At 72.9% G+C, this 23,983-nt stretch carries 18 protein-coding genes; 8 read left to right on the plus strand and 10 right to left on the minus strand.

Annotated elements, in window-relative coordinates:
- Positions 1-139 precede the first annotated feature (139 nt).
- The 4 genes from AB0J57_RS33625 to AB0J57_RS33640 all read left to right on the plus strand — a co-directional run bounded on the left by AB0J57_RS33625 (position 140) and on the right by AB0J57_RS33640 (position 3,668).
- Positions 140-562 carry a cobalamin B12-binding domain-containing protein gene (locus tag AB0J57_RS33625; RefSeq protein WP_366132193.1) on the plus strand — a complete coding sequence of 141 codons (423 nt, stop codon included), beginning with the start codon at positions 140-142 and terminating at the stop codon, positions 560-562.
- Between the two features lie 83 nt (positions 563-645).
- Complete coding sequence (locus AB0J57_RS33630) at positions 646-1,257, plus strand: HD domain-containing protein (RefSeq protein WP_366132194.1); 612 nt, start codon at positions 646-648, stop codon at positions 1,255-1,257.
- A 160-nt stretch (positions 1,258-1,417) separates the two neighbouring features.
- Positions 1,418-3,220 (plus strand): hypothetical protein, encoded by a 1,803-nt coding sequence (locus AB0J57_RS33635; protein ID WP_366132195.1) that lies wholly within the window; start codon positions 1,418-1,420, stop codon positions 3,218-3,220.
- A gap of 16 nt (positions 3,221-3,236) precedes the next feature.
- Entirely contained in the window at positions 3,237-3,668 is a 432-nt protein-coding gene (locus AB0J57_RS33640; protein WP_366132196.1) for a hypothetical protein, read from the plus strand.
- 31 nt (positions 3,669-3,699) lie between these two features.
- On the opposite strand, the gene AB0J57_RS33645 is transcribed toward AB0J57_RS33640, so the two are convergent.
- Entirely contained in the window at positions 3,700-6,216 is a 2,517-nt protein-coding gene (locus tag AB0J57_RS33645) for a Helicase associated domain protein (protein ID WP_366132197.1), read from the minus strand.
- A gap of 32 nt (positions 6,217-6,248) precedes the next feature.
- Here AB0J57_RS33645 and AB0J57_RS33650 point away from each other — a divergent pair, with 32 nt between their 5' ends.
- The gene (locus AB0J57_RS33650) at positions 6,249-6,509 is read left to right on the plus strand and encodes a hypothetical protein (RefSeq protein WP_366132198.1); all 261 of its coding nucleotides are present in this window, start codon (positions 6,249-6,251) and stop codon (positions 6,507-6,509) included.
- Positions 6,509-6,886 (plus strand): fic family toxin-antitoxin system, toxin component, encoded by a 378-nt coding sequence (locus AB0J57_RS33655; protein ID WP_366132199.1) that lies wholly within the window; start codon positions 6,509-6,511, stop codon positions 6,884-6,886. Before AB0J57_RS33650 ends, AB0J57_RS33655 begins: the two co-directional genes overlap by 1 nt.
- Here the strand turns inward: AB0J57_RS33655 and AB0J57_RS33660 are convergent.
- The 3 genes from AB0J57_RS33660 to AB0J57_RS33670 form a co-directional block, all read right to left on the minus strand.
- Positions 6,883-7,947: a saccharopine dehydrogenase NADP-binding domain-containing protein gene (locus tag AB0J57_RS33660; RefSeq protein ID WP_366132200.1), complete on the minus strand. Its 1,065-nt coding sequence runs from the start codon at positions 7,945-7,947 to the stop codon at positions 6,883-6,885. The genes AB0J57_RS33655 and AB0J57_RS33660 overlap by 4 nt on opposite strands.
- A 319-nt stretch (positions 7,948-8,266) precedes the next feature.
- Complete coding sequence (locus tag AB0J57_RS33665; protein ID WP_366132252.1) at positions 8,267-8,905, minus strand: response regulator transcription factor; 639 nt, start codon at positions 8,903-8,905, stop codon at positions 8,267-8,269.
- Complete coding sequence (locus tag AB0J57_RS33670; protein WP_366132201.1) at positions 8,902-10,632, minus strand: sensor histidine kinase; 1,731 nt, start codon at positions 10,630-10,632, stop codon at positions 8,902-8,904. Before AB0J57_RS33670 ends, AB0J57_RS33665 begins: the two co-directional genes overlap by 4 nt.
- 668 nt (positions 10,633-11,300) lie before the next feature.
- Here AB0J57_RS33670 and AB0J57_RS33675 point away from each other — a divergent pair.
- Positions 11,301-12,071 (plus strand): DUF2637 domain-containing protein, encoded by a 771-nt coding sequence (locus AB0J57_RS33675; protein ID WP_366132202.1) that lies wholly within the window; start codon positions 11,301-11,303, stop codon positions 12,069-12,071.
- A gap of 57 nt (positions 12,072-12,128) precedes the next feature.
- On the opposite strand, the gene AB0J57_RS33680 is transcribed toward AB0J57_RS33675, so the two are convergent.
- A complete protein-coding gene (locus tag AB0J57_RS33680; RefSeq protein WP_366132203.1) occupies positions 12,129-12,362 on the minus strand; it encodes a hypothetical protein in 234 nt (77 codons plus the stop codon).
- Between the two features lie 299 nt (positions 12,363-12,661).
- Here AB0J57_RS33680 and AB0J57_RS33685 point away from each other — a divergent pair, with 299 nt between their 5' ends.
- Positions 12,662-13,432 (plus strand): polysaccharide deacetylase family protein, encoded by a 771-nt coding sequence (locus AB0J57_RS33685; RefSeq protein WP_366132204.1) that lies wholly within the window; start codon positions 12,662-12,664, stop codon positions 13,430-13,432.
- Positions 13,433-13,467: 35 nt separating this feature from the next.
- On the opposite strand, the gene AB0J57_RS33690 is transcribed toward AB0J57_RS33685, so the two are convergent.
- The 5 genes from AB0J57_RS33690 to AB0J57_RS33710 all read right to left on the minus strand — a co-directional run bounded on the left by AB0J57_RS33690 (position 13,468) and on the right by AB0J57_RS33710 (position 23,861).
- On the minus strand, positions 13,468-14,667 hold the full coding sequence (locus AB0J57_RS33690) for a geranylgeranyl reductase family protein (protein WP_366132205.1): 1,200 nt from the start codon (positions 14,665-14,667) through the stop codon (positions 13,468-13,470).
- Positions 14,668-14,711: 44 nt separating this feature from the next.
- Positions 14,712-21,194 (minus strand): type I polyketide synthase, encoded by a 6,483-nt coding sequence (locus tag AB0J57_RS33695; protein WP_366132206.1) that lies wholly within the window; start codon positions 21,192-21,194, stop codon positions 14,712-14,714.
- A gap of 267 nt (positions 21,195-21,461) precedes the next feature.
- Complete coding sequence (locus tag AB0J57_RS33700) at positions 21,462-22,841, minus strand: AarF/UbiB family protein (protein WP_366132208.1); 1,380 nt, start codon at positions 22,839-22,841, stop codon at positions 21,462-21,464.
- A gap of 94 nt (positions 22,842-22,935) precedes the next feature.
- Complete coding sequence (locus tag AB0J57_RS33705; protein ID WP_366132209.1) at positions 22,936-23,391, minus strand: hypothetical protein; 456 nt, start codon at positions 23,389-23,391, stop codon at positions 22,936-22,938.
- 41 nt (positions 23,392-23,432) lie between these two features.
- Positions 23,433-23,861 carry a hypothetical protein gene (locus AB0J57_RS33710; protein ID WP_366132210.1) on the minus strand — a complete coding sequence of 143 codons (429 nt, stop codon included), beginning with the start codon at positions 23,859-23,861 and terminating at the stop codon, positions 23,433-23,435.
- Between the last annotated feature and the right edge of the window lie 122 nt (positions 23,862-23,983).

Consider the following 23,983-nt stretch of genomic DNA (forward strand, 5'->3'; position numbering starts at 1 on the left):
GAAGGCACCGACAACGTCCTCTACCCCATGAAGGACGCCCTCAAGGCGCGGGCCACCGTCGGCGAGGTCTGCAACGCCCTGCGCGAGGTGTGGGGAGTCCACACCCCCAGCGACACCTACTGAAACACGAGGACGAACCATGCCGTCAGACACCCTCCCACCGCTCCGCGTGGTGATCGCCAAGCCAGGGCTCGACGGCCACGACCGAGGAGCCAAGGTCATCGCCCGCGCCCTGCGCGACGCGGGGGTCGAAGTCATCTACACCGGCCTGCACCAGACGCCACGGCAGATCGTCGACACGGCCGTCCAGGAGGACGCCGACGGCATCGGCCTGTCCGTACTCTCCGGCGCCCACATGACCCTCTTCGCCGAGGTCCTGTCGGTCCTCGCGGAGCAGGACGCCCGGGACATCACGGTGTTCGGCGGAGGGATCATCCCCGACACGGACATCCCGCAACTCCTGGACCTCGGCGTGGCCGCCCTGTTCACCCCCGGCACCCCCACGCGCGCCATCACGGAGTGGGTACGGAGCAACGTACGCTCCCTCTCCGCCCTGCCCTAGCCCCGCCCGGGGTCGGAGAACCGTTCCCGTACGCCACTCGACGCGCTGGTCACCGGCCCCGCCGGCAGGACAGACTCGCCGGCATGGACTTCGACGAACCGAACCTCGACGACCTGAAGACGCCCGACACCCCCGCCTGCGCCGCCGCCCTGGAAGTGGCCACCGCGTACTGCTCACCCGCGATCCTGAACCACTGCGTGCGCGCGTACATATGGGCGGCGGCCCACGGCACGGCGCACGGCATCCCCTACGACCCGGAGCTGCTGTACGTGGCGGCGATGCTCCACGACATCGCGCTGATGCCGGAGTTCGACAGCCACACTGTCGGCTTCGAACAGGCCGGTGGGCACGTCGCCTGGGTGTTCGCCGCCGGGGCGGGCTGGCCGGTGGCCCGCCGCCGACAGTTGGCGGAGGTCATCGTCGCGCACATGCTGGACGACGTCGACGTGCACCGGGACCCCGAAGGCCACCTGCTGGAGCGCTCCACGAGCCTGGACATCTCGGGCCGTCACATGGACGACTTCCCCGCCGCGTTCACGGCCGAGGTCCTCGGGCGCCACCCCCGCCTCGGCATCGCCGAGGAGTTCCTCGCCTGCTTCCGCGATCAGGCGGCGCGCAAGCCGGACAGCTCACCGGCGGCCGCGCTGCGCAACGACATCGCCGGCCGGATCCTCACCAACCCGCTGGATTCCTGAGCCACCCGTCCAAGGGGGCGGCTTTTACGCCCGTGCGCGCCCCCCACGCGCTCCCGCGCCACGAGCCGTCGGGCGGGGGCCCTCCGAAGCCGTTCACGTTCCTCTCGGCGGCTGCTAGCTTCGCGCCAACGCAGCGTGCGGCATCGGGGGAGGCGGCGGCATGGCCGAAGGCACGCGGGGCGACGGGGCATACGGCAGGTCCGCCGATCCGGCGGAGGACGCGGCCGAGCACCTCGCCGCGGCGATCGGGACACCGGCCTGGCCGCAGGCCCGGGACCGGGTGCTCGGCCTCCTCCCGGAGGACGACCCCCGGGTGAACGAGCGGATCGACGCCTGGGCGGCCGACGCGGCGCGTCACGAGGGCGAGGCCCTGACGGAGTACCTCACGCAATCGCTGCCGGGATGGCGCGAGAAGATCGAGGCGTACCTCGCCGACGACCCCGACCGGGCGGAGGAGGCCCGCCGGTTCGCCGACTCCGTGCAGTCGCTCCTGCCACCGCCGGACGGCGCCACGACCCAGAACGTCACGGCGACGGGCCACGGCACCGTCAACGCCGTGCAGAACGGCAACATTTACTACCAGGTCGTGCTGGGCCTCGCCCCACGGCCCCGGATGAGTCGCGGCAAGGCGGCCGGCATCACGGTCACCACGATCGCGGCGTCCACGGGCGGCGGCCTCGCCGCCGCCGACCGTCTCGCCACCGACGCCGTGAACCAGGCCGGTGAGGGCGCGCTGCCGCAGGCGCCGCTCGCCGACCCGGTCCACGCGTCCACCGCGGCCGCGCAGACCACCGGCTCGGCGTCGACCGCCGGCTCCGCTGCCGGCTCCGCTGCCGGAGCGTCGACGACGGGCGCCGCGACCGGACTCGCCAAGGCCGGCGGCGCCGTCACCAAGGCGCTCGGCCTCGGTGGTGCCGCCGGCGTCAGTGGGCCCGTCGTGGCCGTCGTGGTCTCGGTCGTGGCGGTCGTGGTCACCACCGCGAGCGTCCTCCTGCCCCGTATCGCGAACCAGACGTCGTGCGACACGGCCGCCGAAGGGCGCTCGCCCGCCGCGGTCCTGGCGGAGGCCGCCCGGCGCGTGGAGCTGACGAGCTTCCGCTACGACGTCACCCGCGGCCGGCACCAGGTCACCGGAGCGGCGGACCCGCACGCCCGTACGGCCTGGTTCCGGCAGGGGCTCACGGGCGGCCCGGTCACGACCGGCACGATCGACCGGGGCAAGGTCGTGCTGCCCACCGGTACGGCGGCGCCGTCCGGCGCGGACCCCCGGTGGGTACGGGCCGACGGCGCCTTCACCGACGCCGTCGACCCGGCGGGCCCGGCGCGGGAGCTGCGGTCGGTGACGGGTGCCCGGCGCGACGGCTGCGCGTTCACCGGAACGCTGGCCGCCGCCGCCGAGCCCGCGGTCGCGCGGTCGGGCCCCGGCTCGGCCCGGCCGGTCGCGGCCACCTCCGCGCCGCCTCCTGCCGGCACCTCCGCCGTGGACTTCACGGCACGTATCGACGACCGGGGCAGGCTCGTCCACCTCACCACCGAAGGGTCCGCCGGCCGGCCCCCCGTCACCGCCCGCTACGGGAACTTCGGACTGGCCGTCACCCCGTCCGCGCCACCGTCCGGCGGCGCACCGGCACCGTCCGCACCGACGCGGTCCGAAACCGCCACCCTGGACGGCCGGTGGAGGGGGGAGTGGTCCACGGGTTTCGGCGTCGGCGGGTTCACGGCCACCCTGACCCAGGACGGGAACCGCATCAGCGGAGACCTGACGGTCGAAGGGGTGCCCTGCTCCCTCAGCGGGCCCCTCAGCGGCACGCTCGAGGGCGATCGCATCACCTTCGGCACCGTGAACAGCGCGCGGAAGATCACGTTCAGCGGGAGCGTGGACGGCGACACCATGCGCGGCACCTATGAGACCGACTGCTACGACGCCTCCGGCCCCTGGACCGCGCGGCGCGAAGGCCCCTGACCGAGGAGGCACGCTCGTGAACCCCGACTGGCTCACAACCCTCGCCGCGGCCGGCTCGGCGGCCCTGGTCAACGCCGCCTCCACCGACCTCTGGCAGTCCGCCCGGGACCGCTTCGCCCTGCTGCTGGGCCGCGGCGACGCCCACCGCACCGAAGCGGCGGCCCGGCGCCTGGACGCCCTGCGGCACATCGCCCAGGAACCCGCCAACGCCCGCGACCTGGCCGAGGCCCGCCGCGCCTGGCGACTGCGCCTCCAGGACCTGCTGGAGGAACACCCCGGCGCCGCCGACGAACTCCGGTCCGCCATCGCCGCCTTGCCCCCGCCCCCGCCCCGTCCGGCCCCAGCCGCGCAGCAGCACAACAGGGCGCACGACCACGCCACCGTCAACGCCGTCGTCAACGGCGACCTGACGATCCACCAGACCCTGCCGGGCCGGTCGCACGACTAGGTGCCGAGCGGTCCGGCACCGCACACCGTCCCTACGCCCACCGCATCCCGATCGCGGACAGCCGTTCCACCCGCTCCGGTGACAGGGTCGCGGCCCGGGTCCGCTGGTTGCTCACCCAGGAGCCGAGTTTGACGTGGTGTTCCCGGACGCCGCCCCCGTCGTCCTCCACGGTGACCGTCTCCACGTGTTTGCGGGGTACGCGCAGGTGCCCCTCACGCTCGTAGAACCGGGTCGCCGCCGCGAAGTTGACCGCCCACTTGTCGGCCTGGGAGCGGCGCGGCGGGGGCTTCTCGTCCTCGGCGGCCGGTTCGATGCCGAGGACCTGCTCGCACATCCACTGCTGCACCGTGCTCAGCCCGTCCCAGCCGAGCCGCTGCGCCGTGACCCACCGCCCGAGGTCCTCGCCCTGCCGGACGGCCTCGCCCGGCCGGGTGGGGAGCGTGCCGCCCGCTTCCAGGTGCTTCCAGGTCAGGTGGAAGCACCGCTGCCAGGTGACCGGCCAGGCGGGGCACCACGACGGGTCGATGTCCTCCAGTTGTTCGCGCCGCTCGGCGGACAGCACCGTGGCCCTGGTCCGCAGCGGCGGCAGCCCCGCGGCCAGCCGCTGCTCGTTCTCCATGGCCCTGCGGGCGGCGGCCCGCGCGTTCTTCAGCCAGATGCCGACCGGCGCCCCCTGGTAGGTGGCGTCCAGCGGCGCCAGCAGGTGACCCTTCTCCGCCGCCCACGCGCGGGCCGCGGCCAGCCCCTCCTCCCAGGCCACGTCGTGGTGCGACCACACCATGTCCAGCCGCTCCAGCGCCGCCACCCGCTCGTCGTCGAGGCCGCCCCGGGCGTGGGAGCGCCGTGCGTCGGCGATCCACTGCCCCAGCGGGAACCCCGCGAGGGAGCTGGGCCACCCCTCCACCTCCGCCCCCTCCCCGGTGGGCACCCGGTAGGTGAACGGCACGCGCAAGTCACCGTGCAGCCGGCGGTAGAGGTGGGCGGCCTCGATGCCGCGCCGCCAGTGCCTGCGCTCGGGGTTGAGGACGCGCAGGTTGATGAACGCGGCCAGGGCGGCCGGGTCGCGCGGCGTGGAGAACTTCAGCAACCGCCTGGCGGGCGCGCTGACGCCCGCCCACGGCCCGTGCTCCTCCTCGCCCTCGGCGCCCGTCTCCCGGCCCTTGGGGGAGCGGCTGGGGGCCTGCCGCTCGGCGAGCTGCTCCACGATGCGGGCGTCGTGGGCGCGGAGGGCCTCCAGCAACTTCGCCAGCCCGCCGTACGCGCGCGAGGTGAGCATGTTGTCCGGCGTCTCGCCCGGCCCGAGCAGTACGGGCACCACCAGCGCGGCCGTCTTGCCCTCGCCCGGCCGCATCCGCAGCGCCCGCCCCACCGCCTGCACCAGGTCCGGCATCGAACCGCGTACGTCCGCCCAGTACACCGAGTCGCAGTTGCGGGTGTCGACGCCCTCCCCGAGCACCCGCACGGACCCCAGGAAGCTCTTCTCCACCGCCGTGCCGTCCGCCGCGACGCCCTCGGCGAACTCGGCGAGCACGCGCTTGCGGTGCAGCGGCTTGTGCTCGCCGCACAGCCAGTCGACCCGGATCGTCCTCGGGTACCGCTCCGGGTCGTCGGCCCACAGCTTGGCGGCGACGTCCGGCAGGCCCGCCGCGAACGCCTCCGCCTCCTTCACCATGTGGTGGAACACCAGCGTGCGGTGGAACCCCTCCTCGGCCGACGCCTTCACCAGCGCCGTCTGGAGGGCCGCCAGCCGCGCCCCGCGCACCGCGTCCGTACGCCCCTCCGCGCCCAGCAGCACGGCGGCCTGGAACCGCGTGTCGGCCACGTCCACGCACACCACCTGGTACGGCGCGCAGATGCCCCGGTCGATCGCCTCCGACAGCGTGAGCGTGTAAGCGCGGGCGCCGAACGGCCCGTCGGGGTCGTCCTCCATGCTCGCCACCAGCTCACCCGGCACGCCCGGCTCCTGGCCCTCCTCCTCACCGAGCTGCCAGAGCCGGGGTGTCGCGGTCATGTAGAGGCGCCGCAGCGAGGGGATGCGGGTGTTGTCGTGCACGACCGCCCACGGCTTGCCGATCCGGCCCGAGGTCCGGTGCGCCTCGTCCACCACGATGAGGTCCCAGCCGGCGAGGCCGGCCCGGTGCGCCCGCTCCAGCGTCCCGAGGCCGAGCGAGGCGTACGTGGCGAACACGGTGTACCCGTCCAGGTACCGCGTCCACTCCACCAGCTCCTCGGCGCTCGTGGTGTTCGGGAAGGGCACGTCCTCGCCGCGCAGCGAGGAGACCCCGATCACCGGCCCCGGGCGCCCGCCCTCGCGCCAGGCGGCCTCCGTCTGGGCGAGCAGGTCCAGCGACGGCACCAGGACCAGCACCCGGCCCGCCCGAAGCTCCTCCGCGCACCGCACGGCGACGAGGGTCTTGCCCGACCCGGTCGCCATGATCACCTGCGTACGCAGCCCCCGCTCCGGCACGAGCGGCGCGGGTGACTCGAAGGCCCGCAGCACCGCGTCGACGGCTTCCTTCTGATGGGGCCGGAGCGTCTTCCTCGTCACGGCCTCATGGTAACACCTGTTACCATGAGGGTATGGCCAAGACACAGCTCGGAGCACGAGTCGACCAGGACGTCGCGGAGCTCGCCAAGAAGCGCGCCGCGGACCTCGGACTGAGCATCGGGGACTACCTCGCCCGCCTCGTCCAGGACGACGCCAGCGGCCTGCGCGCCCGCGCCGTCGAGGCGGCCTCCCGCTTCCTCGCCGAGCACCGGGACGTCTTCGACGAGGCCGAGGACGCCCAGCGCGCGGCCGAGGATGCCCAGCAGCCGCGCCCGGGAGCGCACGCCGCCTGATGGACCTGCACATCGACGTCCCCTGGATCCTGCAAGTCGCCGAGGCGGCAGGGGTCGACGACCCCGCCCCTGACGACTACGGCGTCCCCGTCGCCGCGGTCGCGCGCCACCGGGCCGAGCTGTTCGAGCAGCCGGTCTACGACGGCCCCTACGCCAAAGCGGCCGCCCTCGTCCACACCCTGGGCCGCTGCCGCTGGCTGGAACGCTCCAACCTCGCCGTCGCCGCCGCCACGGGCGTCATGTACCTGGAGGCCGCCGGCATCCCCGTCAAACCCACCCGCGACGACGCCATCGCCCTGCGCGACCTCCTCCTCGCCCCCACCTGCACCGCCGCCCGCATCGCCACCCTGCTGCGCTCCTGGCCCACGGCCACCTAGCACAAAGCCCGGCCGGCCCCCTCGCGTGCCCGGTCACTTGGACGCCACAGGGCGACACCGTGCTCCGCCAGCGCCTCGGGGAGCGAGGCCAGGGCGGGGAGTTGCTCGATGTGGTGGACCCCCGGCGGCGGGCCGCCGGTCAGCAACTCCCGGGCGACGTGGGCCGTGACCAGCCCGGTGACCCGGCTCTGCGCCCGTCCGGTGAGCGCGAACACCGCATGCCGGACCCCGCGCCGCGCGTCGGCCCGCACGGCGAACCCGTCGTCCCCCACGTGGACCCGCCCGAAGGCGGCCGTCAACGCCCGCCGCACCGCGGGCCGGTGGACGCCCCGCAGCAGCCCGGCGCGCCGCGACCCGAACAGCATGGCGGTGAGCGGCCGGGAGTCCAGGCACAGACGGGTCGTCACCCCGGCGACGCCGAGGGTGCGGGGCAGGGTGTGCTGGTCGGAGAACGGGAACCAGTGCGCGGTGCGCGTGCCGTACCCGGGCAGGCCCGTCCTCGCCGGCCCGGCCTCCGGGGCCCGGGCCAGCCCCTCGACCGTCCAGCGGACCGCGTCGCCGCCGTGCCGGTCGCCGGTCCCCAGGAGGACCGTGAGGTCGACGTGCTCGGCGCCGCCGACGGCCTCGTGCGCCCGGCGGGCGAGGAGGTTGGTCAGGCCGGGCGCGACACCGACGCTCAGCACGGCGGTGGCGCCCGAACCGGCCGCGAGGCCGTGCAGGTCCGCCACGTCGTCGAGCAGCCGGGGCGTCGCGGAGATGTCGACGAGGTGGACACCGCTGCCCAGGCACACCCGCGCCACGCCGGCGTCGGGCGGCTCGGCGCACAGCACCACCGCCGCCACGTCGCCCAGTTCCTCCAGCGTCCGCCTGAAGCCGCCCGGGTCGGTGAGGTCCACCCGCACCCCGCCGAGCCGCCGCGCCCTGTCCGGGTCGCGCCCCGCGACCACCACCCGGCCGGGGAACCAGTCGCCGAGCGTCGCGGTCACCGTCGCGCCGACGGCGCCGTAGCCACCGACGACCAGGACGCGCCCGCCGTCCCCGCCCCGTTTCGCTGTAGTCATCCTCCAATGAAATACCGCCGTGCCCGGCAGCGGACGCTCGACCCCGCCTTCCGGCTGTCCACGCGCCGTGGCGCGATGCGTTCTCAGGGGCTGCCCCGATGCCCCGCGCCCCGCCCGGTCCTACCGTCGGGACGCGACGGCCGACGCCGGCCCTGACGCACTCCGGCCCGGGAACTCAGGGTCAGCCCCGATGCGGGCCGCCCTCCGGCTCCCTACTGTGGGCCGTACGGGGCAGGACACGGGGGAAAGCGGGGGAAAACGGGGGAGTTGTCCTGCTGGATGTGACCGGCTTCCGCCTGCCGAGGGCGGGAGCCGGTCCTCATGCCCGGAGGTAGGTGAGCACGGCGAGAACCCTGCGGTTGTCCATCAGGCCCGGTTCCAGGCGCAGCTTGGTGAACACGCTGCGGATGTGGGTCTCCAGCGTCTTCGCGCTGACGCCCAGCCGTCCGCTGATCGCCTCGTTCGAGCGGCCCTCCGCCATCAGGGCGAGCACCTGGCGCTCGCGCGCGGTCAGCCCGTCCAGCAGGCTGTCGGCGCGCCGGCGCGCCAGCAGCCGGGCGACGATCTCCGGGTCGATGGCGGACTCCCCGGCGGCCACCCGTTTCAGGGCGTCGTACAGCTCGTCCGCGTCGGCCACCCGCTCCTTGAGGAGGTACCCGAAACCCCGGGGCTCGCGCGCCAGGACCTCGACGGCCGCGCTCGTCTCGACGTACTGGGACAGCAGCAGCACACCGGTGCCGGGGTGCCGTGCCAGGACCGCCCCGGCGGCCCGTACGCCTTCGTCGGTGTGGGTCGGCGGCATACGGATGTCGAGGAGCACCGCGTCCGGCTGCTCCCGGGCCACCAGCGTCAGCACGTCTTCCGCGTCACCGGTCTGCCCCACCACCTCCACGCCGCAGTCCTCCAGCAGGCGGACCAGCCCCTGCCGCAACAGGGGGGCGTCCTCGGCCACGATCACGCGCACGGCAGCTCCGCCCGGATCCGGGTGCCTTCCCCGCGCGGGCTGTCCACCGCCAGCGTGCCGCCCACCGCGGCCACCCGGTCGGCCAGCCCCGACAGACCGGTGCCGTGCGACGGCTGGTCGTCGGACGGCATCCGTACGCCGCCGACGCCGTCGTCCGCCACCTCCACCACGAGCCGCGCACCGCTGCGCCGCACGCCCACCCGGATGCGCCGCGCGGCCGCGTGCTTGACGGCGTTGGCCATGGCCTCGCACACCAGGAAGTACGCGGTGGTCTCCACGAGCGGCGCCCAGCGGCCGGGTTCGGCGTCGACCGTGACCGGCACCGGGCACTGCTCGGCGAGCGCCGTCAGGGCCGGGCCAAGTCCCGCGCGGCCGAGGACCGCCGGGTGGATGCCCCGGGCCAGGTCCCGCAGCTCCTCCAGCGCCTGGCGCAAGCTCTCCTCCGCCTCGGCGACGGTCCGCCGCAGCGCCGGATCGGCGCCCTGCGCGAGCCCGGCGTCGAGCCGGCGCAGCGTCATCAGGGTGTACAGCATCCGGGTCTGAGCACCGTCGTGCAGGTCCCTCTCCAGTTTCTTCCGCTCGTCATAGGCGGCTTGGAGAATACGCCGGGGACTGAGCCCCGCGCGCGGCCGCAAGTCCCGTGACCAGAGCCGGACGACCGCACCGGCCGCGTCGAGCAGGTCCGGGTCCTCCCCGAGCGCCCGGTCGTGCTCCAGGACGGCATCGGCGCCCTCGTCCTCGCCCACCGCCACCCGCGTGACGTCCCTGCCCTCGTCCTCGCCTCCCGCGCCCGGCGCGGGCAGGCGCACGGGACGGCCGTCCGGATCGGTGTAACCGCCGTCCTCCGCCCGTACGCCCAGCACCAGGGACGGATCGCCCAGCGTCCTGCGCAGCATCTTCTGCATGTCGGCCTGGGTGGGCGCACGGCCCGCGCTCGTCACCAGGTCGCCCACCGACGCCCGCCGCAGACGCATCCTCAGCAGGCTCACCAGGAACACGACCGGCACGGCCACCTGACTGGCGTCCGACAGGGCGGTCATGACGGCGTCGGCCGCGCCGAGGGCCTCCGGGTTCAGCAGGTACAGCACCTCCCAGGCCACGAACGTGAAGGTCAGCCCGACGGCGACCCAGGCGGGCAGCAGGACCCTGCGCCGCGCGGGGCTGCCCGTGCGCCACCGCCGGACCAGGGTCAGGGCGACCAGCACGGTCAGGACCACACCGGCCCAGCGGTAGGCGAGGTCCACCGCGTCGAAGGCCTCGGGGGAGTGGAGGACGAGCAGGGCGTTCGGACCGCAGTCCGCGCACGACAGGTAACTGGTCGAGGCGTCCGCCGCCGGGTCGTACAGCATGGCCCGTACGAGCCCCCCGACGGCCACCAGCGCGTACCCCGCGACGATCAGCCGGCGCTCGTGCGCGGTGGCGGCGCGCCCGTCGGGGAACACCAGCAGCAGGTGGGCGAGGACGGCCAGATTGAGCGCCTCGCCCCAGGCCCCGGCCGCGAAGAGCACCGGCACCGGGAAGCCCTGGAGGTTGCCCAGGAACCAGGTGAGCCCCTCGGCGAGCAGCAGCCGCCCGGTGCGGTTGGCCGGGCGCCGCACCCACGCCACCAGCCCGGACACGGCGAACGCCCAACCGACCGCCAGGTCGCGCACCAGGTCGGCCGGCTCGCCCCCCGCCCTGCGGTACGCCCACGCGCCCAGCCCGCCCGCGACGAGGGCCACGGCTCCCCACGGCACGACCACCCGCCACACAGCGGCACCCCGAAGGGCGCCTCCACGCGCCGTCTCCCCCTGCATGCTCCTCCTCGCCAAGCGGTGCCCGCCCCATTCTCACCCGCGCGGGACCCGCGCCCCCCGTCCGGCGAAGGTCCGGCGAAGGTCCGGCGCACTTCCGCCGGGCGTCCGGCGAAGGAGAATTCCTTTCAATCTCATTTCTCGCCCTTCCAAAGAAATGATCCCCGGCCGGATACGAGCGGTCGCCCGCTTGGTTACTGCCGTGTCTTATACACGCCACAGGAGCGATAAAAGGCCCGCGGATACACCCAAATGACCTGCTGAAGTCACCCTATTGCCGCGCATCGGGCTCAAGATCCACGGCGTTAGGGCGAACGTGACTACAGAACAGGTACCTGGATCGTTTCCCAACGGCCTCGCCGCGACCATCCGGGCGGGAAAGTGGACATTCACGCCCCGATTTGCCGCTTTGCCCCTGGGGAAACACGCCACTTTGCACGATGAACGTCATTGCATCCCCCTGGAGTACACCTCCGCGGTCCTGGAGGACTTCCTGTTGACGATGAACAGAATCCAGACAGAGTTCCACCGGCTGGCGTCGCGGGCCCGCGGCCCCTTCGCTGCACACGGCGGTGAACAGCCGGGGCAGCCCCGCCATGTATGAGTCCCACGGCCGCCACGTCAAGCCCCCCGTCGACGTCCCGCACGTCGAGCCGCTGTTCCCCTCCTGGGACCCGGCGGAGGAGCTGGCCAGCATGCTCCAGGGCACCATCCCCCACCAGCACGGCGGCATCCCGCCCCTGATGACGGACGCCACCGACATCCACACCGCCGGCGGTGGCGGCCCGATGGCCGGACTGGAACAGATCACCGCCGAACTGCCCCCCGTACGGCCTCCCATAGCGAGCCACCGCCGCACGGCGGCCAACAAGCGCGTCCTGAGCCTGCTGCAGACGTGCAGCGTCCTCACCGCCGCCATCGCCGCGGCCATTGTCTCGATGGTCAGCCTCTACGGCGGCATGGTCACCTACGACCCCCTGCGCCACATCGCCGAACCCCGCACCTCCGACGCCGTCGTCCAGTGGTGGCCCCTGCTGGTCTACGGCCCCTGGATGGTCGCCTCGCTCTCCATCCTCCGAGCGGCCCTCCACCGCCGCCGCGCGGCCCACTCCTGGTTCGTCGTCCTGCTCTTCTCGACGATCGCCATGCTGCTGTGCGTCTCCCAGGCCCCCAGGACGCTCTCCGACGCCGCGGCGGCCGCCCTGCCCTCGATCGCCGCACTGGCCTGCTTCCAGCAGTTGGTCCGCCAGATCACCCTGACGCGCCCGCCCCGCCAAACCGCCCCCCGCCACCGCAGCGCCCCCACCCCGCCACCGCCCAGACCCACACCGGAGGAACCGACCCGAGCGGGTCCGGCCCCCGAGTAGACAGCGGCGCTCCCCGTACCCGGGCGCGGAGGTCTCAGCGCTCCGGGTCAGCCGTACTCACTCGTCATCGAGGCGCGCCGGGGCGGTCCTCGCCGCCGCCGGCCTGCTCTCGGGCTGCGACGAGGAAAAGGCGGGCCGGCTGGTCTCGCTGAGTACGCGCACAAACTCCTGACGCGCCTTCAGCTCCACGGCGTCGACCTTCCAGGGCCGCAACATCGCCGGTCCAGCCAGGGCTGACATGACCGTGCACGCGGACGCACAGGCGACAAGCAGCCACAGAGTCGTGCTCATCTGCATGACACTCCCTCTCCACGCTCAGGACGCGAAACCTCTGTGACGGGATTTGTGTCGCAGGGGTCGCACGCATAACTTCTGCGCATATTCCGGAGTCACGGAAAGGATTGGCGAATACTCGCCACGAGTGTTTGGAGTAGCAACTGAGAAGCTATGGGCCTATTTTCGCGCACAGTGGAGCCGGATCACCAATGCTGACGATCAATGGAAACGCCAACACGGTGACGCAGAGTTGTCGGTGGGTGAAGATGATCATTCCGTTAAAGGGCCGGCCCGGGCCGGCCGATGACGGCGGTGTGACTCTTCCCTTCCACCGCCTGCGCATGACGGCCGCCGGATTGCTCGCCGCCTTGTGCCTGATGGCGCCGGGCACACCGGCCGTACCGGCCGGGACCGAGGGCCTCCGGGCGCTGTTCGGGTCGGAGAACCGCGCGATCCGCACCGGCGAGCAGGTCGTCGCCGTGACGTTCAACGCGGCGTGGAACGACGCCGGCCTGGACCGCATCCTCGGCGAGCTGGCCCGCCGTCGGACGCCTGCCACCTTCTTCCTGACCGGCGACTTCGCCGGCCGGCACCCCGAAGTGGTCCGGAGCATCGCGGCCGCCGGGCACGGCCTGGGCAACCACTCCTACAGCCACCCCTACTTCAAGGACCTGACGGCGGCGGAACGTACCCGCGAAGTCCTGGCGGCGGACCAGGCCCTGCGCGCGGCCGGCGCGGGAGCGGCCCGTACCCCGTTCTTCCGCTTCCCCTACAGCGAGACCAGCCCCGCACACATCCGGGAGGTCAACGCCCTGGGATTCGCGGACATCGAGTTCACCACCGACACCAACGGATGGAAGGGCACCGACGGCGGCATGACCGTGGACCAGGCGGTACGCAGAGCACTGGACGCCCTCCGCCCCGGAGCCATCCTCCAGATGCACCTCGGCGCCCCCGAGGGCCGCACCGAGGTGCTCGACGCGCACGCCCTGCCGCTCATCCTCGACGCCTTCGCCGCCCGCGGCTACCGCGTCATCGATCTCCGGACCCTCCTCGACCGGCAGCGGCGGCCGGGGCGCACCTGAGGTGTACGCCGCGCGCCGGCCGGTGAGTCCTGTTCCTACGCAGGCCTGGCCGGCAGCCGTGTGCCCAGTGCGGCGGCGGTGCGGGCGAGGGGCGTGGTCATGATCTCCGCGACGCTGGAGCGGCCGGCGATATAGGCATCAAGGCGGTGCCATGCCGTGGGCAGGCGGGTCAGGGCGGCGTGGACGAGGGCCGGGTTCCGTGCGAAGACGCTCATCAGGGTGGCACTGGCCCGCATTTCGGGGCCGAGGACATCGCTGATCCGCTGTTCGTAGTGGCCGGTGGCGGCCCTCGCCGCCTCCTCACCGGAGGCGGCGACGATACGGGCGGCCGCGCGGCCGGCGAGGGCTCCCGAGCGCAGGGCGTAGGAGATGCCTTCCCGGGACCAGTGATCGACCAGAGCCGCGGCGTCCCCGGCGACCAGCACGCGACCCCGGGCCAGCGGGGAGTCGGGACGGCGGCAGCGGGTCAGATGGCCCGTGTCATGAAGGGGAGGAGACGTGTGCAGGCCGTGACGCTTGAGGAAGTCGTCCTTGTACGCGCGCAGAGCCGTGGGGTTGCCGCGGGCGGCCACCACTCCGGCGGTGCAGATGTCCCCTTTGGGGAACACCCAGCCGAAGGAGCCCGGCAGGGGCCCCCACTCGAGCAGGACACGGCCTCGCCACCGGTCCGCGGTCCGCGCGTCCACGGGAGCCTCCACCTCCAGGGCGAGGTCGACTTGAGCACAGCGCACCCCTACGTACCGGGCGACTCTGCTGGCACTGCCGTCGGCGCCGATCAGAACCCGCGTGCGCAGGGTGTCGCCGCGGTTGGTCCGCAGGGTCACCGTGTCGCCTTCTTGGCACAGGGTGGTCAGTGCGGTGGTATCGCGGACCGTGGCGCCCGCGGCGGCCGCGGCTTCGGTCAGTGCCGCGTCGAGTTCACTGCGGAAGACCAGGGCGCAGGTGGGGTCGCTGGACGTACGGGTCCGTTTCCTGCGCCCGTTGAGGGTGAAGGTGAACAGGCGGGCCGTGTCGAGGACGTTCAGGGGCAGGCCGGGAGGCAGGGCGGCGAGGGACGCTCCGATGAGGCCTCCGCCGCAGGTCTTGTAACGGGGGATGGCGGCGCGTTCCAGCAGCAGCGCCTCGCAGCCGTTCTCGGCGGCGACACGGGCGGCGGTGGCGCCGGCCGGGCCGGCGCCGACAACGATCACGTCCCATGTTCCGGGGGCGCGGGAGGGGAAGGAAGGGGCTGGCATGCGACGCTCACCTCGCGGATTGGGAAGCGGTGGGGCCGGGTCCGTCAGCTTTCGGTGCTCGGCGGGGTGACGGTCTCCGCCCGGTCCGGCCGCAGCCGGTCCAAGAGGTAGTGGGTGAGAGCGGAGGCGGTGGGGTGCGTCCACATCACGGTGGTGGGGATGTCCAGCGCCAGTTCGCGTTGCAGGCGGTTGCGCAGGGCGATCGCCATGAGCGAGTCCAGGCCGAGGCTGACCAAGGACGTGTTGGCGTCGAGCCGGTCGGCCCCCACCCGGAGCACCGCCGCGATGTGTTCGATGACATGCGGTTGCAGCGTCCGGTGACGCTCCTGGGCACTGTCGGCCTTCCTCAGCGACTCCAGGAGGGCACTGCGGGCACAGGAGGCGTCCGTGTCCGCCGCCGGGCCGGTCAGGCCGCTGAAGAAGGCGGTACGGCCGGTGGCGGGATAGGACTCCAGCCACCGTGGAAGGTCGGCGGGGGTGTAGGCGGTGCGGACGCGGTCGTGGCGGAGGATGCGCTCCAGGGCGGCGATGCCCTCCTCGGGCGTGATCATTGTGTAGCCGCGCTGTTCCATCCCGGCGCCCCGGCCGACCTGCGCCCAAGGGCCCCAGTTGACGCAGGTGGCCGGCAGGCCCTGAGCACGGCGCCAGGAGGTGAACTCGTCCAGCCAGGCGTTGGCGGCCGCGTAGGCGCCTTGCCCGGGGTTGCCCAGCAGGGAGGCGGCGGAGGAGAAGGTGACCCACCAGTCCAGGCTCTGGTCCCGGACGGCCTGGTGGAGCAGCCAGGCGCCGGTCGCCTTCGGCCGCCAGACCTTCTCCAGAAGGGCGGGCGTGAGGTTGGCGACGGTGGCGTCCTCGACGACGGCCGCGGCATGGACGACGCCGCGCAGCCGGTGGCCGGTGGCCAGAGCGCCGCGCACCAGGGCGTCGGCCACGCCCGGTTCCGCGATGTCACCGTTGACGACATCGATCCGTACGCCGAAGGAGGCGGTGAGGGCGTCGAGGGCGGCATGGGTGGCGGCGGTGGGTGCGGTACGGGATGCCAGCACCACGGCCCCGGCACCTCGTTCTGCCAGCCACCGGGCGACCAGGAGCCCCAGCCCGCCGAGCCCCCCGGTGATGACGTAACTGCCGTCGGAGCGGACGACGGTGACGTCCTCGGGCCGCACCGGCAGGGTGTCGGCGCCTTCGGCGGGCCAGGTGAGGACGAGTTTGCCGATGTGCCGGGCGGAGGCCATGGTGTGGAAGGCCGACGGAGCCTCGGCGACGGGGTACTCGGTGAGGGGCAGCAGCGGCAGGGTGCCGTCCGCGAGCATCCCGGCGAGTTCGCGGTAGCCGACGGCGAGCGTTCGCGGGCTCTCCCTCATCATCATCAGCACGTCGACACCGGCGAAGGTGACGTTGCGGCGGAAGGGCAGCAGGCCCAGCCGGGTGTTGGCGTAGATGTCCCGCTTGCCGAGCTCCACGAACCGGCCCTGACGTGCCAGCAGGTCCAGGCTCGCGGACTGGGCGGCCCCGGCGAGGGAGTTGAGCACCACATCGACGCCGCGGCCCCCGGTCAGCTCGCGTACCCGGTCGGCGAAGTCCAGGGTGCGGGAGTCCATCACATGGGAGACGCCCAGTTCCCGCAGATAGGCCCGTTTGGCCTCGCTGCCGGCGGTGGCCAGGACCTCCGCCCCGCAGGCCCGTGCGAGGTGCAGCGCGGCCAGGCCGGTGCCGCCGCTCGCCGAGTGGATGAGGACCCGCTCCCCGGGCCGCAGCCGGGCCAGGTGCCGCAGCCCGTACCAGGCGGTCAGATAGGCGCACGGCAGGCCGGCCGCCTCCTGCGCACTTACTTCGGCCGGGACCGGGAGGACACAGTCGGCGCGGACGGTCGCGAAGGACGTCATGACGGCGGACTCGGTGGCGTCCACGAACATCGCGGCCACGCGGTCGCCCTCCCGCACTCCGCGGACGCCCTCTCCGACGGCGGTGACGACGCCCGCGCCGTCGAAGGCACAGACGTCCGGCTGCTCCTCTCCCGTGCTGAAGCGCCGGTAGACGCCCATGGCCTGCAGCACGTTGATGAAGTTGACGCTGGTGGCTTCGACCCGGACCTCGACCTCGCCCGGTCCGGGCCGGCGGCGGGACTGGGCGACGAACTCGAAGGAGTCCAGGTCGCCGACGCGGGCGAGATGGAGCGCCACCCGGTCACGCCGCCGGTCGACGGTGCTCCGGTGCCGCTCCCGCTCTTCCATCGGGGTGTTGCGCAGCCGGGCCAGGTGGCGCGTCCCGCTCCGGTACGCGACCTCGTCCTCGTCGTCGGGGCACGACAGCAGTTCGGCGGCCACCTGCCGGACCGGCGTCCCCGGATCGACGTCCAGGACGCCGGGACGCAGTTCGGGATGCTCGTAGCTCAGGACTCGCACCAGCCCGCGCAGGCCGGCCTGTCCCAGGTCCGGCAGGTCGTCGGGCGCCACCTGCTGTGCGGTGCCGGTGACCGTCCACAGACGGGGCGCCGGCCCGCCGTCGGCGGCCTTCGCCAGGCCGCGGGCCGTCCCCAGCAGGCCGGCGACCCGGTCCCGCGCCTCGCCGTCGGGTGAGGCACCGCCGCATGCCGTGCCGGAAGCCGGCAGGTACACCACCGCCTGCGGTGTGTCGTCGCCGGACCGGGTGAGCGCGAGCGGAGCGGGACCGCCCTCGACGTCCTCGGCCGGGGCGGGCGTCAGGACCCGTACCACCGCGCCCTGCTCTTCCAGGGCCTCTCCCAGGGCGGTCGCGTACGCCTCCCGCCCGGGCTCCGCCACCAGCGTCCACGCTCCGTTCGCCGCCTTCGGCGCGGGGCGCTCGCCGGGCTCCCAGACGGCCTGGAGCAGACGCCGGTCGAAACGCTCGTCCGCGCTCTCGGCGGGCATGTGGCGGAACTCCACCCCGGTGGCGTCCGCGACCACGGTGCCGTCGTCCGCCCATAGCCGGAAGTCCGCCGTGTACCGGCTGCCCTCCGCCCGCCCGAGCGTCACCAGGCAGTACCCGCTGAGCGGGACCGCACGGTACAGCCGCAGTTCCTCGATCCGCCGGGGCAGGATGCCCCCGGCGGGTACGCACCCGGTGCGCAGCACGGCACCGGCCACCGTCTGGAGGCAGGCGTCCAGCGCGACGGGATGCCAGTGGAGCACCTGTGCGCCCGCCCGGCCTTCGTCGGGCACCTGAACGCGGGCCAGCAGGCGATCGCCCCCGGAGCGCTCCGCGGACGGCTGCTGCGGTGCGTCGGCGTACAGCGCCCGGAGCCCGAGGAACGGCGGCCCGTGGTGTACGCCCCGCTCCTCGCGCATCTGCCGGTAGATCTCCGACGCCGCCACGGCGTGGGGGAACTCCTCCAGGAGCCGTTGCGGGTCGCAGCCCTCGGGGGCGGGCTCCCCTTCGGGGGTCAGGTGGAGCCACGCCTGCGCGTGCTGGACGGCGGTGCCGTCGGATGCCGCGCTGACCACCCGCCAGCGGGCGCGGTCCGGGCCGGACGCCTCGGCGGTGGCGGTGACGGTGGTGCCGTCCGCCGCCGGCAGCAGCAGCCGTTGCAGGTCGATGCCGGTGACGCGCAGGCGCTCCGGGCCGGTGGCGTACAGGTCGGCCGCTGCGGCGACCGCCATCTCGCACAGGGCGGCGCCGGGCACCACCACGACGTCGTTGACGCGGTGTTCGGCCAGCCAGGGCAGCGTCGTGGGTGTGAGGCGGGCCTGCCACAAGTGGCGGCCATCGCCGTCGGGGTCCACCGTGTGCGGCCCGGTGAGCGGGTGCGAGGCGGGGGAGAGGCGGGGGCCCAGTGGCCGGCGCAGCGGGGAAGGGGCGACGACGTACCGCCTCCGTTCCCAGGTCGTGGGCGGTACGTCGGCCAGGGAGCCGCTCCCGTAGCGCTCGGCCCAGTCCAGCGGGTGGCCGGCGCAGTGCAGCGCCGCCACGTGGGTGTGGAACGCCAGCGCGTCGTCGGTGTCCCGCAGCAGGGAGGGCACGACCGCGGTGCCGGTGTGGCCGTGCGCGGCGAGTGTGGCCTGGACGGGCTGGAGCAGGACGGGGTGGGGACCGATCTCCACGAACAGCCGGTGCCCGTCCTCGGCCGCGGCCTGTACCGCGTCGGCGAAGCACACCACCCGGCGGAGGTTGTCCGACCAGTAGGCGGCGTCGAAGGCGGCAGGTGCGCGCGGGTCGTCGGTGACCGTGCTGTAGAACGCGGCCGTCGGCGTCCTGCCGGTGACGCCGGCCAGCGCGTCGGAGAGGTCGGGCAGGATGGGGTCCATATGGGCGGTGTGCGATGCCACGTCCACCTCGACCACGCGGATCCCGATGCCGCGCGCGTCCCATTCCCGGGCGAGACGGCGGATGTGGTCGGCGTCTCCGCCGATGACGGTGTTCTGCGGAGACGCGAGGACCGCGACGGTCACCTCCGGCACGTCCTGTTCCGCCAGGAGCTGTGCGACCTCGGCCCGCCCCAGGGCGACCGAGGCCATCAGACCCCGCCCGGCGGTCCGCAGGATCAGGCGCGACCGGCGGCAGATGACTCGTACCCCGTCCTGGACGCTCAGTCCCCCGGCAGCCACCGCGGCGGCCACTTCGCCCATGGAGTGTCCGATCACGGCTGCCGGTTCGACGCCGTGGGCCCGCCACATCGCGGTCAGACCCAACTGGATGGCGAAGATCACCGGCTGTACGCGGTCGAAGCCGGTCACCACCTCCGGCCGGGACAGCGTCTCGCGGACGGAGAATCCGGACTCGCCGAGGATCAGCGGATCGAGTTCGTCGACGACCCGCGTGAAGTCCGCGTCGCGGTCCAGCAGTCGCCGGCACATCCCCGCCCATTGTGAGCCGTGTCCGGAGAACACCCACACCACGCCGGGGCCGGGGTCCGGCACCGCCCGGCCGGTCGCCACTCCGGTGGGGGACGCGGTCCCGGACGCCAGCTCCTCCAGCCGGGCCACCAGTTGGGTCCGGTCGGCGGCGACGATCCCGGCCCTCTCCCGTGCGTACGAGCGCCGCACGGCCAGCGTGTGCGCCACATCGCCCAGCGGGACGTGGGAACCCTCCCCCCGCAACCACCGCGCCAGGCGTGCGGCCGCGGACCGCAGGGCCACCGGTGTGCCCGCGGAGAGCGGGAACACGCGCGGCGCGTCACCGTCCCCCGGGAGGCCGGCCCCGTCACCGTTCCCCGGGAGGCCGGACCCGGCGGACGGGCGTGACCGGACGGGGCGACGGACGGAAGCTGGGGGCTGTTCGAGGACGACATGGGCGTTGGTCCCGCTGATCCCGAAGGAAGAGACCGCCGCCAGCCGCGTGCCTCCCCGTACCGGCCACTCGGTGGTGTCCGTGGGTACGAACAGCCGGGTGCCACGGGGATCGATCTGCGGGTTCCAGCGGCGGAAGTGCAGACTGGCCGGCACCAGGCCGTGCCGCAGCGAGGCGATGGCCTTCAGCAGTCCGGCCACACCCGAAACGGGTTCGGTGTGCCCGATGTTCGTCTTCACCGAGCCGAGCGCGCACCGGTCCCGGCCCTTGCCGTACACCGCGGCCACCGCGGCGAACTCGATCGGGTCACCCACGGCCGTGCCCGGACCGTGCCCCTCCACCATGCCGACATCGGCGGCCTCGACACCGGCGCGCTCCAACGCCAGCCGGTAGAGGTCGATCTGCGCGGGCTCCGACGGAGCGCTGAGCCGGGTGCCGCGGCCGTTCTGGTTGACCGCCGTGCCGCGCAGCACCGCCAGCACCCGGTCACCGGCCCGTACCGCGTCCGCCAGCCGCTTGAGCACCACCACTCCGCAGCCTTCTCCGCGTACGTAGCCGTCGGCGGCGGCGTCGAACGCGTGGCAGCGGCCGGTGGGGGAGAACACGCCCCACAGCGCGGGGGCGGTGACCCCCTCCGGGCCGAGGGCCAGCATGACCGCGCCGGCCAGGGCGACGTCCGACTCGCCGGCCCGCAGGCTCTGGCAGGCGGTGTGCACGGCGACGAGACCGGACGCGCAGGCGCTCTCCAGGACGACTTGAGGGCCCTTCAGGTCCAGCATGAACCCCACACGGCCGGGACCGATGCTGTCGAAGCCGGTGTACATCGCGTACGCGTCGACCTCTTCCAGAGGTCGCTGCACCCGCAGCATGTAGTCCCTCTGATACAGCCCGAAGAACATGCCCGTCGGCGTGCCCGAGAGCCTGTGCACCGGAATGCCGGCGTGTTCGACGGCCTCCCAGACCACTTCCGCCAGCAACCGGTGCTCCGGATCCACCCAGGGCGCCTCTTGCGCGTTGATCCCGAAGAACTCCGGTTCGTAGGCGTAGACGTCGTCCTCCAGGAAACAGCCATAGCGCAGCCGGGCCGACACCTGGGTCGGCAGTCCGGCCAGTTCCTCCTGCTCCCAACGCTCCGCGGGCACTTCCCGTACGGTGTCCCTGCGTGCCAGCAGCAGCCGCCACAGCGAGGTCACGGAATCGGCTTTTCCGGGGAACCGGCAGGCAGCTCCGACCACCGCGATCGGCTCCTCCTGGCCCGCGAGTCCAGACTGTGCGCTCATGTGGTGTCCGCCCTTCCCTCCCGGAAAATCCGGAGAGGCGGCCGGACCGCTCTCCGCCGTGCTTCCGGACTTCTCAAGACCCCTCCCATTCCGCCATACGGTCAGTGGCGGTTGAAGGGCGCACAATCCACGGGAAGCAGCACACGCGGAGAGTCCGGGATTTTCGTGCGCCACATTCAGCCGATCAGGCACGTTTGTACGTCAGCAGGCCGATCCGGGCGTCCGCCGGGTCATCCGGCGGGATTTCCCAGCGACGGGGAGCAAGGCTCAGGTTCCTGTACCGAGAGTGAGCGGGCGGTTCCGGATCAGGCTGCGCATTCGTTCGGCGACCGATTCGAGGTCCAGCATCATTTCCAGCGCGGTGCGGGCCATCTGTTCCTGTGAGACGGCCTCCGCCGCCAGGGAAAGCATGACGTTGCGCATCTCGCCCTTGAAGACGTCGACCAGGGACAGTTCCGGTGCCAGACAGCGCACGGAACCTTCGACGTTCGCGAACGCCTTGCCCAGGACGGCGATCATGGGACTGGTCCGGATGCCCCGCCGGGTGGAACACGTCAGCACGCGCGTGAGCGTCACACCGAAGCTGAGGTCCTCCAGGGACGCGTCGGCGACCTGCGGCACCAGGAGGGCCATGTCGGAGGCGAAGGCGTCGGGGCGCGCCCGGGCCGTCGCACGTCCCATCTCCATCCACGCCTTGGCCAGGCCATGGCCGTCCCGCTGGGCGAGGGCAAGGAGGACGAGCACGAGGAGCATGCCGGTCCGCCGGTCCGTGCGTCCCACCATGCCCCAGTCGATCAGCGTGGCCTTCTCCCCCGGCGCGACGAAGACGTTGCCCGGGTGGAGGTCGGCGTGGAAGAACCGGTCGGTGAAGAAGCCGCGGAAGACGAACGTCAGCAGATCACGCCCGATCGCCAGCCGCTCCAGCGGGTCGAAGGCGTCGGGGACGGCGTGCCGGATGGACAGACCCGGGGCCAGACTCTGCACCAGCACGCGCGGGGTGGCCAGCAGCACCTCCGGTACCGCGAGGTTCTCGAAGGGGGCGATGAGCTGGGCGGCCCGGCGCATGTTGCGCGCCTCGTTGACGAAGTCCAGCTCCGGGCGCATCGCTTCGAAGAGCACATCCAGCATGGCCTCGATGTCGATCACTTCGGTGAAGCGCGGGGCGAGCCTGCCGGTGGTCCGGGCGGCCTTGCGCAGGAACGCCATGTCCTGGCTCACCGTCTCGCGCACTCCCGGGCGCTGGATCTTGACCACCGCGGGCCGCCCGTCCGGGAGCACGACGCGGTACGCCTGCGCCAGGGAGGCGGCGCCCAAGGGCTTCTCGGTGTCGATGTCCCGCAGGTCCCTGGCCCATTGCGCACCGAGTTCCGCCCGCAATACCGGCTGTAGTGCGGAGAAGGGCAGGACGGACGCGCTGTCGTGCAGCTTCTCCAGTTCCCCGATCACATGGTCGGGAACGATGTCGGGGCGGGTGGAGAGCATCTGCCCGACCTTGATGTAGAACGGGCCCAGCCGTTCGAAGGCCCGGCGGATGTTCTGTGCCCGCTCCGTGTCGCGCCGTGCCCGTGCGTCCGGGGACCGGGCTGCTCCGTAACGACGGTTGCGGAGGGTCCTCGACGCCTCTTCGACAGCGAGCTCCTTGAACACCTGCGCAACAAGGCCAAGGCGGCCACCGCTCATCATGTGACCGCCTCGCTGGCAGATCAGTGGGGTAACAGCGAATGTCGAAGCGTGCGGAGGGTCAGGTACGCGGCGGCGAGTCCGAATTCGCGCCGCCGCGCGCCGCTGACACTTCCCTCAGGGCTCCCACCAGTGCGGTGAGTTCGGACCTGAGTGCCCGCACCGTTTCGTTGAGCTCCTCCTGATCGGCTTGCGCGGCGCCCCGCCGGCCCTGGCGGGGGACGTCGGCCTCCGTACGGCGGTACGGTCGCTCGTCGTCATAGTCGTCATGGTCGTCATGGTCGTCGTACCGGGGGCGGCGGCCGTCCTCGCGGCGCCGTCGGCGGTCGTCGTCCCGGTCCCACCACCGGCCATCGTCCTCGCGGTGCCGCCAGCCGTCGTCCCTGCGACGTTCCCGGCGGCTGGGGCGGCGCCTGTCACGCCCGTCGTAGTCGATGATGTCGTCGAACGCCTCCTTGATGTCGTCCGTGATGCCACCGACCAGATCCCTGAAGGTGTCACTGGTGCTCTTGCCCATTCATCAGCCGCCTTTCAGCGATGTGTTGAGCGGATTCGACGCTACCGCTCGCGTTCCAGATGCAGTACGTCCCCATGGCGAATGCCCAGCCACAGGGAGCGGCCCCGGCCGTCGAGCAAGCGGCGACCGTAACGGTCGGTGGAACCGTCGGAGCACACGCGGACCCAGACGTTCTCCAGCAACCAGGCGTCACTCTCCACTTGGGCGTCCAGACGCAGGTACACCGGATACTGGTCGATGTCGTCGAATGTCAGCGGCGGGGTGCGCGGGTCGTTGGTGGACGGGTGCGTGACGGTGCTGCCACGTCCCAGTGTGAAGAAATTCCTGTCCCCGCGCCGGAAGTCGTCCTCACCGCGGTTGTCGAGCAGGAACTCACGCCCTCCGATGCCCAGGTAGACAAGGGCGTCGGTGCCCGCGTCCGGCTCGTCACCGGTCAGTACCTCCACTTCGATACTCTCGATGTCGGCCATGCCCCTCCCCTTGCTTATTTCCGGTGTCGACTCAGACAGCGAAGCAAGCATTCCCCGTTTCGGTCCACAACTCACCACTGCCCAGGTGCTACCTTTACGGTCGACTCGGCAAATGAATTACT

This window comes from Streptomyces sp. NPDC049837, assembly GCF_040674455.1.
Classification (GTDB): domain Bacteria; phylum Actinomycetota; class Actinomycetes; order Streptomycetales; family Streptomycetaceae; genus Streptomyces.

Bases quoted from the DNA above. Each gene is read 5' to 3' on its own strand.
- AB0J57_RS33695 (WP_366132206.1), bottom strand. From the start codon at position 21,194: ATGAGCGCACAGTCTGGACTCGCGGGCCAGGAGGAGCCGATCGCGGTG.
- AB0J57_RS33675 (WP_366132202.1), top strand. From the start codon at position 11,301: ATGTATGAGTCCCACGGCCGCCACGTCAAGCCCCCCGTCGACGTCCCG.
- AB0J57_RS33655 (WP_366132199.1), top strand. From the start codon at position 6,509: ATGGACCTGCACATCGACGTCCCCTGGATCCTGCAAGTCGCCGAGGCG.
- AB0J57_RS33660 (WP_366132200.1), bottom strand. From the start codon at position 7,947: ATGACTACAGCGAAACGGGGCGGGGACGGCGGGCGCGTCCTGGTCGTC.
- AB0J57_RS33680 (WP_366132203.1), bottom strand. From the start codon at position 12,362: ATGAGCACGACTCTGTGGCTGCTTGTCGCCTGTGCGTCCGCGTGCACG.
- AB0J57_RS33630 (WP_366132194.1), top strand. From the start codon at position 646: ATGGACTTCGACGAACCGAACCTCGACGACCTGAAGACGCCCGACACC.
- AB0J57_RS33710 (WP_366132210.1), bottom strand. From the start codon at position 23,861: ATGGCCGACATCGAGAGTATCGAAGTGGAGGTACTGACCGGTGACGAG.
- AB0J57_RS33650 (WP_366132198.1), top strand. From the start codon at position 6,249: ATGGCCAAGACACAGCTCGGAGCACGAGTCGACCAGGACGTCGCGGAG.
- AB0J57_RS33705 (WP_366132209.1), bottom strand. From the start codon at position 23,391: ATGGGCAAGAGCACCAGTGACACCTTCAGGGATCTGGTCGGTGGCATC.
- AB0J57_RS33625 (WP_366132193.1), top strand. From the start codon at position 140: ATGCCGTCAGACACCCTCCCACCGCTCCGCGTGGTGATCGCCAAGCCA.
- AB0J57_RS33690 (WP_366132205.1), bottom strand. From the start codon at position 14,667: ATGCCAGCCCCTTCCTTCCCCTCCCGCGCCCCCGGAACATGGGACGTG.
- AB0J57_RS33635 (WP_366132195.1), top strand. From the start codon at position 1,418: ATGGCCGAAGGCACGCGGGGCGACGGGGCATACGGCAGGTCCGCCGAT.